Consider the following 16478-nt stretch of genomic DNA (forward strand, 5'->3'; position numbering starts at 1 on the left):
GGCCGGGGGCGCGCATTGTAGTGAAGTGTTCCGTGCATCACCACAATTGCCCGCCGAACTGCGCCAAACCGGCGCATACGTCGCGTCCTACCGCCGCCTGCATCTCGATGAAAAAGCCTGTACCATTGCCGGTTTCAAAATCGCCAACCAGATCACCCGCTGTAAGGCCCTGAATGTCTGATCTTTCCGCACACACCCCGATGATGCAGCAGTACTGGAAGCTGAAAAACCAGCACCCGGACCAGCTGATGTTCTACCGCATGGGCGACTTTTACGAAATCTTCTACGAAGATGCAAAAAAAGCCGCGAAACTGCTGGATATCACCCTGACCGCGCGCGGTCAGTCGGCCGGCCAGTCGATCCCCATGTGCGGGATCCCGTTCCATTCGCTGGAGGGCTACCTGGCCAAACTGGTCAAGCTTGGCGAGTCGGTGGTGATCTGCGAGCAGATTGGCGACCCGGCCACCAGCAAAGGCCCGGTGGAACGCCAGGTGGTGCGCATCATTACCCCAGGTACGGTCAGCGACGAAGCGCTGCTGGATGAGCGCCGCGACAACCTGATTGCCGCGCTGCTGGGCGACGAGCGCCTGTTCGGCCTGGCGGTGCTGGATATCACCAGCGGCAACTTCAGTGTGCAAGAGATCAAAGGCTGGGAAAACCTGCTGGCCGAGCTCGAGCGCCTCAACCCGGTCGAGCTGCTGATCCCGGACGACTGGCCGCGTGACCTGCCGGCCGAAAAGCGCCCAGGCGCACGCCGCCGTGCCCCTTGGGACTTCGACCGCGACTCGGCACGCAAGGCGCTCTGCCAACAGTTTGCAACCAAGGACCTCAAGGGCTTTGGCTGCGACAAGCTGACCCTGGCCATCGGCGCCGCCGGCTGCCTGCTGACCTACGCCAAGGAAACCCAGCGTACCGCCCTGCCGCACCTGCGCAGCCTGCGCCACGAGCGGCTGGACGACACGGTGATCCTCGACGGCGCCAGCCGCCGCAACCTGGAGCTGGACATCAACCTGGCCGGCGGGCGCGACAACACCCTGCAGTCGGTGATCGACCGCTGCCAGACCGCAATGGCCAGCCGTTTGCTGAGCCGCTGGCTGAACCGCCCGCTGCGTGACCCCAAGGTGCTGCAGGCGCGCCAGGATTCGATCCGCTGCCTGCTCGATGGCTACCGTTTCGAGAAGCTGCAGCCGCAACTCAAGGAAATTGGCGATATCGAGCGGATCCTCGCCCGTATCGGCCTGCGCAACGCCCGGCCACGCGACCTGGCGCGCCTGCGCGATGCCCTCGGCGCCCTGCCCGAGCTGCAGAACGCCATGACCGAGCTGGAAGCGCCGCACCTGGCGCGCCTGGCCGCGATCACCGGTACCTACCCGGAGCTTGCCAGCCTGCTGGAGCGGGCGATCGTCGACAACCCGCCAGCAGTAATCCGCGACGGCGGTGTACTCAAGGCCGGATACGACAACGAACTGGACGAGCTGCTGGCGATCAGCGAGAACGCTGGCCAGTTCCTGATCGACCTGGAAACGCGCGAAAAGGCCCGTACAGGCCTTGCCAACCTGAAGGTCGGCTACAACCGCGTACACGGCTATTTCATCGAACTGCCGACCAAACAGGCCGAACAGGCCCCGGGCGATTACATTCGCAGGCAGACACTCAAAGGTGCCGAGCGCTTCATCACGCCGGAACTCAAAGCCTTCGAGGACAAGGCGCTGTCGGCCAAGAGCCGCGCCCTGGCCCGCGAGAAAATGCTCTACGACGCGCTGCTGGAAACCCTCATCAGCCACCTCGCGCCGCTGCAGGACAGCGCCGCCGCGCTTGCTGAGCTGGACGTGCTGAGCAACCTTGCCGAGCGCGCGCTGAACCTCGACCTGAACTGCCCGCGCTTCGTCGACGAGCCGTGCCTGCGCATCGACCAAGGCCGTCACCCGGTAGTCGAGCAGGTGCTGACCACCCCGTTCGTGGCCAACGACCTGGGCCTGGACAACAGCACCCGCATGCTGATCATCACCGGCCCGAACATGGGCGGTAAGTCCACTTACATGCGCCAGACCGCGTTGATCGTGCTGATGGCGCACATCGGCAGTTTCGTGCCGGCGGCAAGTTGCGAGCTGTCGCTGGTCGATCGCATCTTTACCCGTATCGGCTCCAGCGACGACCTGGCTGGCGGGCGCTCGACCTTCATGGTCGAGATGAGTGAAACCGCCAACATCCTGCACAACGCCACCGACCGTAGCCTGGTGCTGATGGATGAAGTGGGCCGCGGCACCAGTACCTTCGACGGCCTGTCGCTGGCCTGGGCTGCAGCCGAGCGCCTGGCGCAGCTGCGCGCCTACACGCTGTTCGCCACCCACTACTTCGAGCTGACCGTACTTCCGGAGAGCGAGCCGCTGGTGGCCAACGTTCACCTGAACGCCACCGAGCACAACGAGCGCATCGTGTTCCTGCACCACGTGCTGCCTGGCCCGGCCAGCCAAAGCTATGGCTTGGCCGTCGCGCAGCTGGCAGGTGTGCCGTCGCCGGTCATCCAGCGTGCGCGCGAGCACCTGAGCCGCCTCGAAACCAGCAGCCTGCCGCATGAACTACCCGTTTCGCAAAAAGCCAAGGGCGAGCCACAAGCACCGCACCAGAGCGATTTGTTCGCCAGCCTGCCACACCCGGCCATCGAGAAGCTGGGCAAGCTGGACCTTGACGACATGACCCCTCGTCAAGCTATCGAAATGCTATATCAACTAAAGAACCTGTTATAACGGCGCCCACTACAAGCTGGTAGAATCCGCCGCGGTTTGCTGGTGCTGCAGGTTATTAGCCTGGCCTGCAGCCACATGCCCGTAAACCGCGCGGCCCTGAGAGGAAGGGCCGCCGCCGTTGCCTGAGGAGAGAACTAGAAATGACCTTCGTCGTCACCGACAACTGCATCAAATGCAAATACACCGACTGCGTGGAAGTCTGTCCGGTGGACTGCTTCTACGAAGGCCCGAACTTCCTGGTCATTCACCCGGACGAGTGCATCGACTGTGCACTGTGCGAGCCTGAGTGCCCGGCCCAGGCCATCTTCTCGGAAGACGAGGTGCCTGCCGGCATGGAGAACTTCCTCGAGCTCAATGCGGAGTTGGCGGAAATCTGGCCGAACATTACCGAGCGTAAGGATGCCCTGCCGGACGCTGAAGAGTGGGATGGCAAGCCTGGCAAGATCGCCGACCTGGAGCGCTAAGCGCCCAGATACGAAAAAGGCCCTCACAGGGCCTTTTTCATTTTCTGCAGGCAAAAAAAAGGGGCGGTTTGACCCGCCCACATTTTTTCCGTAGTCCCTGCTTGTCCCTAACATCGTCCGTAATGAAATCGCTTCTTGCGATGTCCTTGGCCTTCTCCCTGAAAGCCTGTGCATGTCCGTGTGCACAGTTCGAATACTAGCGACTTCCCCAAGGCAGGCAACTGCCACACCTCTCAAAACATTACCGGGGACACATTTCCACAAATTTGAAATCCTCATTGATTTCAATATGTTATGAAATTTACGATTCTGGAAACGACAATGATCTACTCGTCCTTACACGAATGGCTTACACCACGAGTAAGCAAAGGCTTACATGCCATGCATCAAGGGTAGCGCCGGACACATGAAAGCCCTGTTTGCGGGTAACCAGGCACAAGCTGCACAAACAAAAACGCCCCGAATTTATCGGGGCGTTTTGCATACCTTGTTGACGCTTATTGGAACAGCGACTCGCTGGACAGGCCGTTCTTCTCGAGAATCTCGCGCAGGCGCTTGAGCCCCTCTACTTGAATCTGCCGTACCCGCTCACGGGTCAGGCCGATCTCCAGGCCAACATCTTCAAGGGTGCTGCTCTCATGCCCACGCAGGCCGAAGCGACGCACTACCACTTCACGCTGCTTGTCGGTCAGCTCGCCGAGCCACTGATCGATGCTCTGCGACAGGTCGTCATCCTGCAGCAGTTCACAGGGGTCGGTTGGCCGGTCGTCGGTCAGGGTGTCGAGCAGGGTCTTGTCTGAATCTGGCCCGAGGGATACGTCCACCGACGACACCCGTTCGTTAAGGCCAAGCATGCGCTTGACCTCGGCAACAGGCTTCTCGAGCAGGGTGGCGATTTCTTCGGGGGAAGGTTCGTGATCGAGCTTCTGAGTCAGCTCCCGCGCAGCACGCAGGTAAACGTTCAGCTCCTTGACCACGTGGATCGGCAGGCGAATGGTGCGGGTCTGGTTCATGATCGCCCGCTCGATGGTCTGGCGGATCCACCAGGTCGCATAGGTCGAGAAGCGGAAACCGCGCTCCGGGTCGAATTTCTCGACCGCACGGATCAGCCCCAGGTTGCCTTCCTCGATCAGGTCGAGCAACGACAGGCCGCGGTTCACGTAACGACGGGCAATTTTCACAACCAGGCGCAGGTTGCTTTCGATCATGCGCTTGCGGCCAGCAGGGTCGCCCTTCTGCGACAAGCGCGCGAAGTGCACTTCCTCTTCTGGCGAAAGCAGAGGCGAGAATCCGATCTCGTTGAGATACAACTGGGTCGCGTCGAGCGCCCGGGTGTAATCGATGTACTTATGCTGCTTGAGCGAAGAGCCTGATTTGGCCCTGGTCCGAACCGACGGTACAGCAGGTTCGTCTGACACCACATCCGTTTCCAAAACGATGCCCGTCTCCATCAGGAGGACGTCATCGTCGATGTCAAACTCCGGCGCTTCTTTATTGAGAGCCATTGTTATAGTCCTTTGCTGAGTTCGAACTCAGACTCGAGCGGCGCCTGCATCCCTGGCAACGCTAGAGCCTGTCCCCTCTACATCACAGGAACAGGCCGGGTACAACAATCAACGGCGTGGCAGGAACTGGAGTGGATCGACGGGTTTGCCCTGGCGGCGAATCTCGAAATGCAGCTTCACCCTATCAGTGCCCGTGGACCCCATTTCAGCAATCGACTGCCCTGCCTTGACCTGCTGCCCCTCCCGAACCAACAGCCTGCGGTTATGGCCGTAGGCACTGACATAGGTATCGCTGTGCTTGATGATGATCAGCTCGCCGTAGCCCCTCAAGCCACTCCCGGCGTAGACCACCGCACCATCAGACGCAGCAAAAACAGGCTGTCCCAAATCACCGGCGATATCAATGCCTTTATTCAAACTACCGTTTGAAGCGAATTTTCCAATCAGCACACCGTTGGCAGGCCAGGTCCAGCCGCCCACCGCCCGCTCTGCGGCGGGCACCGTGGTAACCACCGGCGCAGGCGTGGTTGGCGAATTTGGCGTCGCTTTTCCGCCGCTGGCGGGCGGGGCAATAGCTGTTCCAACAGGGCGACGAATGACCGTTGTCTTGCTCGAGGACGACGGGTTGGAAACTACCGTGGTACTGCCAGTCGAGCCGCTGCTGAAGCGGATCGCCTGACCGGGGCGAATGGTATAGGGAGCGGGGATGCCGTTGCGTGCCGCCAGCTCCTTGTAATCCCACCCGTAACGGAAAGCGATTGAGAACAGGGTGTCGCCAGGCTTGACCACATATTGGCCGGAAGTCACCGTCGGCCGCTTGGGCGCCGACGTGTTGCGATCGACCACGCGTGCGCCGCTCGAGCTGGTGCTGGAGCAACCCGTCAGCAGGGTGCCCATGGCCAAAGCAATCACCAGAAGCTTGAAACCCGCCCAATCCTTGCGCTGCCGAATGACTGTGTGCCCCACCCGCGCTCCCCTCATGGTGCCGAAAATCGATAATACGATATGAAATGCAATAATGTTGCAATTATAACCGAGCGCCACTGCATTGGCAGGCTCGCTGCAAAAGGCTCACTGAAGAGCCGGGATACCCCGCCAGATAGACAGGGCCGAACGGCAAGAATTCGTCGTCGCCGCAAATATTCCCTGTCGCTCAGGCCAACGGACCATTGAGCAGCGGCACGAAGCGCACGGCGCCCAGCACGCGCCGAGAGAAACCGTGCTCTTCGCGGACGATCAGCATCAGTTGCTGAACCTCCCCGGCCGGCCCAACCGGGATCACCATGCGGCCGCCCGGTGCCAGCTGGTCAAGCAGAGCCTGCGGCACTTCCGGCGCTACAGCGGTGACGATAATGGCATTGTAGGGCGCCAGCGCCTGCCAGCCATCGCAACCGTCCCCCCAGCGAAACACCACATTGCGCAGATTCAGCTCGACCAGGCGCTCCTTGGCGCGATCCTGCAGCACCTTGATGCGCTCCACCGAGAACACCCGCTCGACCAATTGGGCAAGGATCGCCGTCTGGTAGCCGGAACCTGTGCCAATCTCCAGCACCTTGTCCAGCGCCCCTGCTTCCAGCAGCAGTTCGCTCATGTGTGCGACCATGAACGGCTGGGAGATCGTCTGGTTGTGCCCGATTGGCAACGCGGTGTCTTCGTAGGCGCGGTGGGCGAGCGCCTCGTCGACGAACAGGTGGCGCGGCGTACGGCGGATGGCATCGAGCACCTTGGGGTTCGATACGCCCTCCTCGCACAGGCGCTGAATCAGCCGCTCCCGGGTACGCTGGGAGGTCATGCCAATACCGCGGCGCTGCAGATCGTCCTGTTCGCGCATCAGAGCAGGCCCTCCAGCCAACCGTCGAGCTGTTCGAAGGCATCGTTGAAGGTGCGGTCCAGCTGCAGCGGGGTAATCGAAACGTAGCCCTGCATCACCGCGTGGAAGTCGGTACCCGGCCCGCCGTCCTCGGCATCACCCGCCACGGCAATCCAGTAGCCCTCTTTGCCGCGCGGGTTGACCACCTTGGTCGGCGCTGCCGCCCGGGCCCGGTGACCGAGGCGGGTGAGCTGGATGCCGCGGATGTGCTCCAGCGGCAGGTTGGGAATGTTGACGTTGAGCACGGTGCGCGGGGGCAGCTGCAGACGCGGCTGCGCCTCCACCAGGCGGCGGGCGATGAAGGCCGCTGTCGGCAGATTGTCAGGCAAGCGCGACAACAGCGAAAACGCCAGCGACGTGCCGCCCAGGAAGCGCCCTTCCAGCGCGGCGGCAACCGTACCGGAATAGATCACGTCATCACCCAGGTTGGCCCCCAGGTTGATCCCCGAAACGACCATGTCGGGCGGTTCCGGCAGCAGGCCATTGAGCCCCAGGTGCACGCAATCGGTGGGCGTGCCATTGAGGCTGATGAAACCGTTGGCCAGCGTCTGCGGATGCAGCGGCCGGTCCAGCGTCAGCGAACTGCTGGCGCCGCTCTTGTCCTGGTCCGGGGCGATTACCACGCACTCGGCATAATCCGCCAGCGCGCCATGCAGCGCGGCCAGGCCTGGTGCCGTAACACCGTCATCATTCGAAATCAGAATACGCATGGGCTGTCCGTCTGCCCTGCCGGCACCAGATCGACGAGTTCGCGCACCACCACGGTGGCGAAGCATCCGGCCGGGAGGACGAATTCCAGTTGCAGGATATCAGGCTCGGGATAATGCCACGTCAGCCCGCCAATAGGGAGCCGCAGGATACGCCGTTCGTGACTCATGCCCGCATTGGCGAGCCATTGGCACAATGCCGGATGCTGCTCGGCGACCGCCGACTCCAGGGCCAAGGCCGCGCCGGCTGTGGGCGAAGGGCCTTCGCCCCACATCGGGCCGGTGGGATGCAAGTCGAGAATACCCAGGCGCGGATCGGAACATTCCAGCTCGCCCGCCGGGAAGAAACTGCGGCTATCGGTGAACGCCAACAGGTCACCGACCTGGGCGCGCTGCCAGCTGCCGTCGGCAACCCGGGCGGCCAGTACCTGGTTGAACACATAACTGCGCGCGGCAGAAAGCAGCCGCGAGCGCACGTTGCGCTGCTCTGGCAGGGCCTCGCGCGCAGCCCAGTCCTGGGCATCCTGAACGTTGCCGCCGCCAAAGCCGAAGCGCTGGCTGCCGAAATAATTCGGTACACCGTCCTGCTTGAGGGCCTCCAGGCGGGCATCGAGGGCCTGGTGGTCGGCCGCCAGCGCGGTCAGGCGCAGGGTAAAGCCATTGGCCGAATGGGCGCCACGCTGCAGCTTGCGCGAGTGGCGCACCTGCTTGAGCACGCGCAGGGTGGCATCCTCGGCACGCGCCAGGTCGGGGTCGGCCTTGCCCGGCAGGTGCAGGCTGAACCACTGACGGGTCAGCGCCTGCCGGTCCTTGAGGCCGGCATAGCTGATCGAACGCACCGGCACACCTGCGGCACGTGCCAGCCGGCGGGCTGCCTCTTCGGTGTTGAGGTCACGCTTCTCGACCCACAGCCACAGGTGCTCGCCTTGACCGGATAACGGAATGTCCAGCACTTCGTCGACCTGAAAGTCTTGCGCGACAGCCTTGAGCACCGCAGTACCCAGTGGTTCACCCGATGCACGCGGGCCCAGCAGTTCCAGTTCGGTCATGCGGGCAGCAGCAGGGCGACAGCGTGCACGGCAATCCCCTCCTCACGGCCGGTGAAACCCAGCTTCTCGGTGGTGGTGGCCTTGACGTTGACCTGATCAAGCTCGGCCTGAAGGTCTTCGGCGATCAGTTGGCGCATGGTCTCGATATGCGGGGCCATTTTCGGTGCCTGGGCAACGATGGTGGCGTCGACGTTGCCGACTTTCCAGCCCTTGGCCTGGACGATGCCGACCACATGGCGCAGCAGCACGCGGCTGTCGGCCCCCTTGAACTGGGGGTCGGTGTCGGGGAAGTGCTTGCCGATATCGCCCAATGCCGCCGCGCCGAGCAAGGCATCGCTCAAGGCATGCAACAGCACGTCACCATCGGAATGGGCCAGGAGGCCGTATTTGTGGGTGATACGCACCCCACCCAGGGTAATGAAATCACCGTCGCAGAAACGGTGCACATCGTAGCCGTGGCCAATACGCATAGAAAAACGCCCTGATTGAGTCAGGGCGTGATTCTACCTGCTTTGCAGGTGGTTGGGCGGCTTTTGGACCGGATCGTTAAACCCGCCCCAGTGCCGCTGCGTGATGGCGCAGATGGTCGTCGATGAAGCTGGCGATGAAGTAGTAGCTGTGGTCATAGCCAGGCTGCAAGCGCAGGCTGAACGCATGCCCACCCTTGCGTGCCGCCTGCTCCAGCGCCTCGGGCTTGAGCTGCTTTTCGAGGAAGTCATCACGGTCGCCCTGATCCACCAGCAATGGCGGACACTCGCCAGCCGGCGTCTCGGCCAGCAGCACGCTGGCATCCCACTCACGCCAACGCGCGCGGTCTTCACCCAGGTAACGGCTGAAGGCCTTTTCGCCCCATGGGCAATCCATTGGGTTGCTGATCGGCGAAAACGCTGAGACCGACCGGTAGCGCCCCGGGTTGCGCAGCGCACAGACCAGCGCACCATGCCCGCCCATCGAGTGGCCACTGATGCTGCGCTGATCCGAGGCCGGGAAGTGCGCCTCGATCAGCGCCGGCAACTCGTCCACCACATAGTCATGCATGCGGTAATGCTGTGCCCAGGGCTGCTGGGTGGCATTGAGGTAGAACCCCGCCCCCAGGCCGAAGTCCCAGGCACCCTCAGGGTCGCCCGGCACCTGCTCGCCACGCGGGCTGGTGTCGGGTGCGACGATGATCAGGCCAAGCTCGGCAGCCAGGCGCTGGGCGCCCGCCTTCTGCATGAAGTTCTCATCGGTGCAGGTCAGGCCGCTGAGCCAGTACAGCACCGGCAGCTTCTCGCCCTGCTCTGCCTGCGGCGGCAGGTAGACGGCAAAGACCATGTCGCAGCCCAGCACCTTGGAGTGATGCCGGTAACGCTTGTGCCAGCCGCCGAAGCTCTTCTGGCAGGAGATGTTATCCAGGCTCATGGCAGACCTCAGAAGTGGATCACGCTGCGGATGCTCTTGCCTTCATGCATCAGGTCGAAGGCTTTGTTGATGTCCTCCAGGCCCATGGTGTGGGTGATGAAGGTGTCCAGCGGAATCTCGCCTTTCTCGGCCATGTCCACATAGCTTGGCAACTCGCTACGGCCGCGCACGCCACCGAAGGCAGAACCGCGCCAGACGCGGCCGGTCACCAGCTGGAACGGACGGGTAGCGATTTCCTGGCCGGCACCGGCGACACCGATGATCACCGATTCACCCCAACCTTTGTGGCAGCACTCCAGGGCCGCGCGCATCAGCTGCACATTGCCGATGCACTCGAAGGAGAAGTCCACGCCGCCGTCGGTGAGGTCGACGATCACTTCCTGGATCGGGCGGTCGTACTCCTTCGGGTTGATGCAGTCGGTGGCCCCCAACTGGCGGGCGATCTCGAACTTGGCCGGGTTGATGTCGATGGCGATGATGCGCGAGGCCTTGGCCTTGACTGCGCCGATGATCGCCGACAGGCCGATGCCGCCCAGGCCGAAGATGGCCACGGTGTCACCCGGCTTGACCTTGGCGGTGTTGATCACCGCGCCGATGCCGGTAGTGACGCCGCAACCGAGCAGGCAGACTTTCTCCAGCGGTGCTTCCTTCTGGATCTTGGCTACGGAAATTTCCGGCAGCACGGTGTACTCGGAGAAGGTCGAGGTGCCCATGTAGTGGAACAGCTGCTGGCCCTTGTAGGAAAAACGGGTAGTGCCGTCCGGCATCAGGCCCTTGCCCTGGGTGGCGCGGATGGCCTGGCACAGGTTGGTCTTGCCGGAGCGGCAGAATTTGCACTGGCCACATTCCGGGGTGTACAGCGGGATCACGTGATCACCGACAGCCACCGAGGTAACGCCCTCGCCTACTGCCTCGACGATCGCACCACCTTCATGGCCAAGGATCGACGGGAAGATACCCTCCGGGTCGGCACCCGAGAGGGTATAGGCGTCGGTGTGGCAGACACCGCTGGCAACCACGCGCAGCAGCACTTCGCCAGCCTTGGGCATGGCCACGTCCACTTCGACGATTTCCAGGGGTTTCTTGGCCTCGAAGGCAACGGCAGCACGGGACTTGATCATCAAAGGTCTCCAAACAGAGGGTCGATTCAGTCCAACAGTGTAATTCACGTGCTTTTGATGAATAATCCAGGCAAAGGCAAAACATTATTGCTGCACAGGGACAATCAATGAGCAACCGCTGGGAGGGCATCGACGAATTCGTCGCGGTAGCGGAATCGGGTCAGTTCACCGCAGCGGCGGAACGCATGGGTGTCTCGTCATCGCACATCAGCCGGCAGATCGCTCGCCTGGAAGAGCGCCTGCAGACCCGCCTTCTGTACCGCAGCACCCGCCGGGTGACCTTGAGTGAAGCCGGGCAGACCTTCCTGCAGCACTGCCAGCGCCTGCAGGACGGCCGCGAGGAGGCGCTGCGGGCCATGGGTGACCTGGCCAGCGAGCCGAAAGGCCTGCTGCGGATGACCTGCGCCGTGGCGTATGGCGAACGCTTCATCGTGCCGCTGGTGACACGCTTCATGGCGCTGTACCCGCAGCTGCGGGTTGAAGTGGAGCTCAGCAACCGTACCCTGGACTTGCTGCACGAAGGCATGGACCTGGCGATCCGCCTGGGGCGGCTCGCCGACTCCCGGCTGGTGGCCACACGTTTGGCGCCGCGGCGCATGTACCTGTGCGCCTCGCCCGCTTACCTGGAGCGTTATGGCCGCCCGCACAGCCTGTCCGAGCTGGCCCGGCACAATTGCCTGGTGGGCAGTTCCGACTTATGGGCGCTGCAACAGGACGGCCGTGAGATCAGCCAGCGGGTGCAGGGCAACTGGCGCTGCAACAGCGGGCAGGCGGTGCTGGATGCAGCCTTGCTGGGGATGGGGTTGTGCCAGCTGCCGGACTACTACGTGCTGGAGCACCTGAACAGCGGTGCGCTGGTGTCGTTGCTGGAGGCGCATCAGCCGCCCAATACAGCAGTGTGGGCGTTGTATCCACAGCAGCGGCACCTGTCGCCCAAGGTTCGGCGGCTGGTGGATTATCTGAAGGAAGGGTTGGCGGGGATGCCGGCGTATCGGGTGGCCTGACAGTGTGCCGGGTCCGCTTTGCGGCCCAATCGCCGGCAAGCCGGCTCCCACTGGGACAACACAGCGTTCGGACACTGCACTTCATCTGTGGGAGCCGGCTTGCCGGCGATTGGGCCACGCAGTGGACCCGGCGATCTCAACCGCGCCCCGCCCAACGCTGGCGCAGCCACTCAAGGTCTTCCGGCCGGGTTACCTTGATGTTATCGCTGCGCCCCTCGATCAGCCGCGGCGCCTGGCCGGACCACTCGATGGCCGAAGCTTCATCGGTGACAACCACGTCGGAAACCAGGCACTCGGCCAAGGCCCGATGCAACGCGCCCAGGCGGAACATCTGCGGCGTGTAGGCCTGCCAGACAGTGCTGCGATCCACGGTGGCACTGACTCGCCCATTGGCATCCGCCCGCTTCAGGGTGTCGCGTGCAGGCACAGCCAGCAGCCCACCTACCGGGTCGTCAGCCAGTTCCGACAGCAAACGGTCCAGATCCGTACGCGCCAGGTTCGGCCGCGCCGCATCGTGCACCAGCACCCAGTCATCGTCAGCAGCACCCTGCGCATGCAGCAGCAACAGGGCATTGAGGACGGAGTCGGCGCGCTCGCGCCCACCTGACGCACGCTGGATGCGCGGATCGCTGGCGCAGCGCAAGCCAGGCCAGTAAGGGTCATCTTCGGCAACGCTGACCACTACGCCTTTTAGCGTGGGATGGCCAAGAAAACAGTCGAGGCTATGCTCGAGAAGTGTCTGCCCAGCCAATTGCAGATATTGCTTGGGGCGGTCGGCAGCCATGCGGGCACCTACACCCGCAGCAGGAATCACGGCCCAGAAAGCCGGCAGGGTATTCATCATTTTTGCGGCAGCTGGAAGAGGGTCTCGCCCTCTTTGACCATTCCCAGTTCATGACGAGCCCGCTCTTCGACGGTCTCCATGCCTTTCTTCAACTCCAGCACCTCGGCGTCGAGCACGCGATTACGCTCCAGCAGCCGCTCGTTCTCGGCATGCTGCTCGTCGATCTGCTGCTTGAGCTCGGCCACTTGCGCCAGGCTGCCGTTACCCACCCACAGGCGGTACTGCAGGCCACCCAGCAGCAGGAGCAGGACAAGAAACAACCAATAGGGACTGCGCATCAAGGTATCCAGGTTAAAAAGACCGCCAGCTATAGGCAGGCCTCAAATAGCACGAAGCCTGGCCGAGGCCAGGCTTCGTTGACAGAAACCCGCATGAAGCGTCAGAAATTTCAGAGCGAAAGTTCCGACAGCCTCGGCTGCTGTCTTTTTACCATCTCTTGCTTAGCCGCGAAACTCGTCACGACCGCGGTACACCGCTTTGGCGCCCAGTTGCTCTTCGATGCGCAGCAGCTGGTTGTACTTCGAGACGCGGTCGGAACGGCACAGCGAACCGGTCTTGATCTGGCCAGCAGCGGTACCCACGGCCAGGTCGGCAATGGTGGAATCTTCGGTTTCACCGGAACGGTGCGAGATCACTGCGGTGTAGCCGGCAGCCTTCGCCATCTGGATGGCTTCCAGGGTTTCGGTCAGCGAGCCGATCTGGTTGAACTTGATCAGGATCGAGTTACCGATGCCCTTCTCGATGCCTTCCTTGAGGATCTTGGTGTTGGTCACGAACAGGTCGTCACCGACCAGTTGCACCTTCTCGCCAATCTTGTCGGTGAGGATTTTCCAGCCAGCCCAGTCGGACTCGTCCAGGCCGTCTTCGATCGAGATGATCGGGAAACGTTCGGTCAGGCCTTTCAGGTAGTCGGCGAAGCCTTCGGCATCGAACGACTTGCCTTCGCCGGACAGGTTGTACTTGCCGTCTTCGTAGAATTCGGAAGCCGCGCAGTCCAGGGCCAGGGTCACGTCGGTGCCCAGCTTGTAGCCGGCTTTTTCAACGGCTTCGGCGATGGCAGCCAGCGCGTCTTCGTTGGAAGCCAGGTTCGGGGCGAAACCACCTTCGTCACCCACGGCAGTGTTCAGGCCACGGGCCTTCAGTACAGCCTTGAGGTGGTGGAAGATCTCGGTGCCCATGCGCAGGCCGTCGGAGAAGGTCTTGGCGCCAACCGGCTGAACCATGAACTCCTGGATGTCGACGTTGTTGTCGGCGTGCTCGCCACCGTTGATGATGTTCATCATCGGAACCGGCATCGAGTACTGGCCCGGGGTGCCGTTCAGGTTGGCAATGTGCGCGTACAGCGGCAGGTCCTGGTCCTGGGCAGCAGCCTTGGCGGCAGCCAGGGAAACAGCCAGGATGGCGTTGGCGCCCAGCTTGGCTTTGTTCTCGGTACCGTCCAGTTCGATCATGGCGCGGTCCAGGGCCTTCTGGTCGGACGGGTCCTTGCCCAGCAGCAGCTCACGGATGGGGCCGTTGATGTTGCCGACGGCTTTCAGCACGCCCTTGCCCAGGTAACGGCTCTTGTCGCCATCACGCAGCTCCAGCGCTTCGCGCGAGCCGGTGGAAGCACCGGACGGCGCGCAAGCGCTGCCGATGATGCCGTTGTCGAGCAGTACATCGGCTTCCACGGTGGGGTTGCCACGCGAATCGAGAACTTCACGACCTTTGATGTCGACGATTTTTGCCATTGTTGTAAGCACTCCAGAATTGACGAAAACAACGCAGCTTTAGGAAATTCTTGCCTTCCACCAGGCGGACATGCAGCAGGCAGGCCTGGCAGAAGCAACCCCTGACCGGCAGGTCAGGGGCAGAACGGGCGGTACTTTACCCGAGAAATGAGCTTTGCGCGGTTTATACCGTCGGAAAACTCATCAAAGCCTGAGCTCAGGCCTTGTTCTTCTGAGCCAGGGCAGCCTTGACGAAGCCGCTGAACAGCGGGTGGCCGTCACGCGGGGTCGAGGTGAACTCCGGGTGGAACTGGCAGGCGACGAACCATGGGTGGTCCTTGGACTCGACCACTTCCACCAGCGCGCCGTCTTCGGAGCGGCCGGAAACCACCAGGCCGGCGTCCATCAACTGCGGCAGCAGGTTGTTGTTCACTTCGTAACGGTGACGGTGACGCTCGGTGATCACATCCTTGCCGTAGCAGTCGTGCACCTTGGAACCGGCAGCCAGTTGGCAGTCCTGAGCGCCCAGGCGCATGGTGCCGCCCAGGTCGGAAGCTTCGGTACGGGTCTCGACGGCACCGGTGGCATCGGCCCACTCGGTGATCAGGCCGACTACCGGGTGGCCGCTGTTGCGGTCGAACTCGGTGGAGTTGGCGTCTTTCCAGCCCATCACGTTGCGGGCGAACTCGATCACGGCAACCTGCATGCCCAGGCAGATACCCAGGTACGGCACCTTGTTCTCACGGGCGTATTGCACCGCGGTGATCTTGCCTTCCACGCCACGCAGGCCGAAACCGCCCGGTACCAGGATGGCATCGGCGCCTTCCAGCAGGCTGGTGCCCTGGTTCTCGATGTCTTCGGAGTCGATGTAGCGCAGGTTGACCTTGGTACGGTTGGTGATGCCGGCGTGGCTCATCGCTTCGATCAGCGACTTGTACGCGTCCAGCAGCTCCATGTACTTGCCGACCATGGCGATGGTCACTTCCTGCTCCGGGTTGAGCTTGGCATCGACCACTTTGTCCCATTCGGACAGGTCGGCGCCATTGCACTGCAGGCCGAAGCGCTCGACGACGAAGTCGTCCAGGCCCTGTGCGTGCAGTACGCCAGGAATCTTGTAGATGGTGTCGACGTCTTCCAGGGAAATGACCGCACGCTCTTCGACGTTGGTGAACAACGCGATCTTGCGGCGCGACGAGGCATCGACCGGGTGGTCGGAACGGCAGATCAGCACGTCAGGCTGCAGGCCGATGGAGCGCAGTTCCTTGACCGAGTGCTGGGTCGGCTTGGTCTTGGTTTCGCCAGCGGTGGCGATGTACGGGACCAGGGTCAGGTGCATCAGCATGGCGCGCTTGGAGCCCACTTCGACACGCAGCTGGCGGATCGCCTCGAGGAACGGCTGCGACTCGATGTCGCCCACGGTACCGCCGATTTCCACCAGGGCCACGTCGGCATCGCCGGCGCCCTTGATGATACGACGCTTGATCTCGTCGGTGATGTGCGGAATGACCTGGATGGTAGCGCCCAGGTAATCACCACGACGCTCCTTGCGCAGCACGTGCTCGTAGATACGGCCGGTGGTGAAGTTGTTGTTCTGGGTCATGGTCGTGCGGATGAACCGCTCGTAGTGGCCCAGGTCAAGGTCGGTCTCGGCGCCATCGTGGGTGACGAATACTTCACCGTGCTGGAACGGACTCATGGTGCCAGGATCGACGTTGATGTACGGATCCAGCTTGAGCATGGTGACCTTGAGCCCCCGCGCTTCCAGGATGGCCGCCAGGGAAGCCGAGGCAATGCCTTTCCCCAATGAAGAAACAACACCGCCCGTGACGAATATGTAGCGCGTCATGAAAAACCCTAGAAGTCTGCGTTAAGGCGGCCAGCGCCGCCGGAGAAAGCGAAGGAAGGCCGAAGCCCCCGATCACCCGCGTCAATCACAGTGCATCTCGAAAAACTGCCGCGTCTGTACAGACCAGGGGTATCCCCGGCATGGAGTTCGCTCGTCATTTCCAGAATCAGCCCAGCAAAAAACTGCTTGGTAATCGGCAACTGCCGTGTTT

15 protein-coding genes are annotated in these 16478 nt (G+C 62.4%); 3 read left to right on the forward strand and 12 right to left on the reverse strand.

The window, feature by feature from the left end; all coding sequences use genetic code 11:
- The first annotated feature begins 173 nt into the window (after positions 1 to 173).
- Together mutS and fdxA are read left to right on the forward strand one after the other, a co-directional pair.
- Positions 174 to 2747 carry a DNA mismatch repair protein MutS gene (gene mutS, locus ABEH27_RS00980; protein ID WP_346611771.1) on the forward strand — a complete coding sequence of 858 codons (2574 nt, stop codon included), beginning with the start codon at positions 174 to 176 and terminating at the stop codon, positions 2745 to 2747.
- Positions 2748 to 2887: 140 nt separating this feature from the next.
- Positions 2888 to 3211, forward strand: coding sequence for a ferredoxin FdxA (fdxA, locus tag ABEH27_RS00985; RefSeq protein WP_012315871.1), 324 nt, complete (start codon positions 2888 to 2890; stop codon positions 3209 to 3211).
- Positions 3212 to 3708: 497 nt separating this feature from the next.
- Here the strand turns inward: fdxA and rpoS are convergent, their stop codons facing one another.
- The 8 genes from rpoS to ABEH27_RS01025 form a co-directional block, all read right to left on the reverse strand.
- Complete coding sequence (rpoS, locus tag ABEH27_RS00990) at positions 3709 to 4716, reverse strand: RNA polymerase sigma factor RpoS (RefSeq protein ID WP_033700853.1); 1008 nt, start codon at positions 4714 to 4716, stop codon at positions 3709 to 3711.
- Between the two features lie 108 nt (positions 4717 to 4824).
- The gene (locus ABEH27_RS00995) at positions 4825 to 5682 is read right to left on the reverse strand and encodes a peptidoglycan DD-metalloendopeptidase family protein (protein WP_346612066.1); all 858 of its coding nucleotides are present in this window, start codon (positions 5680 to 5682) and stop codon (positions 4825 to 4827) included.
- A 187-nt stretch (positions 5683 to 5869) separates the two neighbouring features.
- Positions 5870 to 6508: a protein-L-isoaspartate(D-aspartate) O-methyltransferase gene (locus ABEH27_RS01000; protein WP_346612067.1), complete on the reverse strand. Its 639-nt coding sequence runs from the start codon at positions 6506 to 6508 to the stop codon at positions 5870 to 5872.
- 38 nt (positions 6509 to 6546) lie between these two features.
- Positions 6547 to 7296 (reverse strand): 5'/3'-nucleotidase SurE, encoded by a 750-nt coding sequence (surE, locus tag ABEH27_RS01005; RefSeq protein ID WP_346611772.1) that lies wholly within the window; start codon positions 7294 to 7296, stop codon positions 6547 to 6549.
- Complete coding sequence (gene truD / locus ABEH27_RS01010) at positions 7284 to 8342, reverse strand: tRNA pseudouridine(13) synthase TruD (protein WP_346611773.1); 1059 nt, start codon at positions 8340 to 8342, stop codon at positions 7284 to 7286. The genes surE and truD overlap by 13 nt, the downstream gene beginning before the upstream one ends.
- Entirely contained in the window at positions 8339 to 8812 is a 474-nt protein-coding gene (gene ispF / locus ABEH27_RS01015; protein WP_346611774.1) for a 2-C-methyl-D-erythritol 2,4-cyclodiphosphate synthase, read from the reverse strand. Before ispF ends, truD begins: the two co-directional genes overlap by 4 nt.
- Positions 8813 to 8888: 76 nt before the next feature.
- On the reverse strand, positions 8889 to 9743 hold the full coding sequence (gene fghA, locus ABEH27_RS01020; protein ID WP_346611775.1) for an S-formylglutathione hydrolase: 855 nt from the start codon (positions 9741 to 9743) through the stop codon (positions 8889 to 8891).
- An 8-nt stretch (positions 9744 to 9751) separates the two neighbouring features.
- Positions 9752 to 10864 (reverse strand): S-(hydroxymethyl)glutathione dehydrogenase/class III alcohol dehydrogenase, encoded by a 1113-nt coding sequence (locus tag ABEH27_RS01025; RefSeq protein ID WP_346611776.1) that lies wholly within the window; start codon positions 10862 to 10864, stop codon positions 9752 to 9754.
- 107 nt (positions 10865 to 10971) lie between these two features.
- Here ABEH27_RS01025 and ABEH27_RS01030 point away from each other — a divergent pair, with 107 nt between their 5' ends.
- Complete coding sequence (locus tag ABEH27_RS01030) at positions 10972 to 11868, forward strand: LysR substrate-binding domain-containing protein (protein ID WP_346611777.1); 897 nt, start codon at positions 10972 to 10974, stop codon at positions 11866 to 11868.
- Between the two features lie 136 nt (positions 11869 to 12004).
- Here ABEH27_RS01030 and ispD read toward each other — a convergent pair whose 3' ends face one another.
- The 4 genes from ispD to ABEH27_RS01050 all read right to left on the reverse strand — a co-directional run bounded on the left by ispD (position 12005) and on the right by ABEH27_RS01050 (position 16267).
- Entirely contained in the window at positions 12005 to 12712 is a 708-nt protein-coding gene (ispD, locus tag ABEH27_RS01035) for a 2-C-methyl-D-erythritol 4-phosphate cytidylyltransferase (protein ID WP_346611778.1), read from the reverse strand.
- Entirely contained in the window at positions 12709 to 12990 is a 282-nt protein-coding gene (ftsB, locus tag ABEH27_RS01040) for a cell division protein FtsB (protein WP_023534037.1), read from the reverse strand. Before ftsB ends, ispD begins: the two co-directional genes overlap by 4 nt.
- Before the next feature lie 162 nt (positions 12991 to 13152).
- Positions 13153 to 14442 (reverse strand): phosphopyruvate hydratase, encoded by a 1290-nt coding sequence (gene eno, locus ABEH27_RS01045; protein ID WP_346611779.1) that lies wholly within the window; start codon positions 14440 to 14442, stop codon positions 13153 to 13155.
- Positions 14443 to 14638: 196 nt separating this feature from the next.
- On the reverse strand, positions 14639 to 16267 hold the full coding sequence (locus tag ABEH27_RS01050; protein ID WP_346611780.1) for a CTP synthase: 1629 nt from the start codon (positions 16265 to 16267) through the stop codon (positions 14639 to 14641).
- Between the last annotated feature and the right edge of the window lie 211 nt (positions 16268 to 16478).

This window comes from Pseudomonas sp. P39-UII1, assembly GCF_039672635.1.
Lineage (GTDB): Bacteria > Pseudomonadota > Gammaproteobacteria > Pseudomonadales > Pseudomonadaceae > Aquipseudomonas.

Bases quoted from the DNA above. Each gene is read 5' to 3' on its own strand.
- mutS (WP_346611771.1), top strand. From the start codon at position 174: ATGTCTGATCTTTCCGCACACACCCCGATGATGCAGCAGTACTGGAAG.
- fdxA (WP_012315871.1), top strand. From the start codon at position 2,888: ATGACCTTCGTCGTCACCGACAACTGCATCAAATGCAAATACACCGAC.
- rpoS (WP_033700853.1), bottom strand. From the start codon at position 4,716: ATGGCTCTCAATAAAGAAGCGCCGGAGTTTGACATCGACGATGACGTC.
- ABEH27_RS01000 (WP_346612067.1), bottom strand. From the start codon at position 6,508: ATGACCTCCCAGCGTACCCGGGAGCGGCTGATTCAGCGCCTGTGCGAG.
- surE (WP_346611772.1), bottom strand. From the start codon at position 7,296: ATGCGTATTCTGATTTCGAATGATGACGGTGTTACGGCACCAGGCCTG.
- truD (WP_346611773.1), bottom strand. From the start codon at position 8,342: ATGACCGAACTGGAACTGCTGGGCCCGCGTGCATCGGGTGAACCACTG.
- ispF (WP_346611774.1), bottom strand. From the start codon at position 8,812: ATGCGTATTGGCCACGGCTACGATGTGCACCGTTTCTGCGACGGTGAT.
- fghA (WP_346611775.1), bottom strand. From the start codon at position 9,743: ATGAGCCTGGATAACATCTCCTGCCAGAAGAGCTTCGGCGGCTGGCAC.
- ABEH27_RS01025 (WP_346611776.1), bottom strand. From the start codon at position 10,864: ATGATCAAGTCCCGTGCTGCCGTTGCCTTCGAGGCCAAGAAACCCCTG.
- ABEH27_RS01030 (WP_346611777.1), top strand. From the start codon at position 10,972: ATGAGCAACCGCTGGGAGGGCATCGACGAATTCGTCGCGGTAGCGGAA.
- ispD (WP_346611778.1), bottom strand. From the start codon at position 12,712: ATGATGAATACCCTGCCGGCTTTCTGGGCCGTGATTCCTGCTGCGGGT.
- ftsB (WP_023534037.1), bottom strand. From the start codon at position 12,990: ATGCGCAGTCCCTATTGGTTGTTTCTTGTCCTGCTCCTGCTGCTGGGT.
- eno (WP_346611779.1), bottom strand. From the start codon at position 14,442: ATGGCAAAAATCGTCGACATCAAAGGTCGTGAAGTTCTCGATTCGCGT.
- ABEH27_RS01050 (WP_346611780.1), bottom strand. From the start codon at position 16,267: ATGACGCGCTACATATTCGTCACGGGCGGTGTTGTTTCTTCATTGGGG.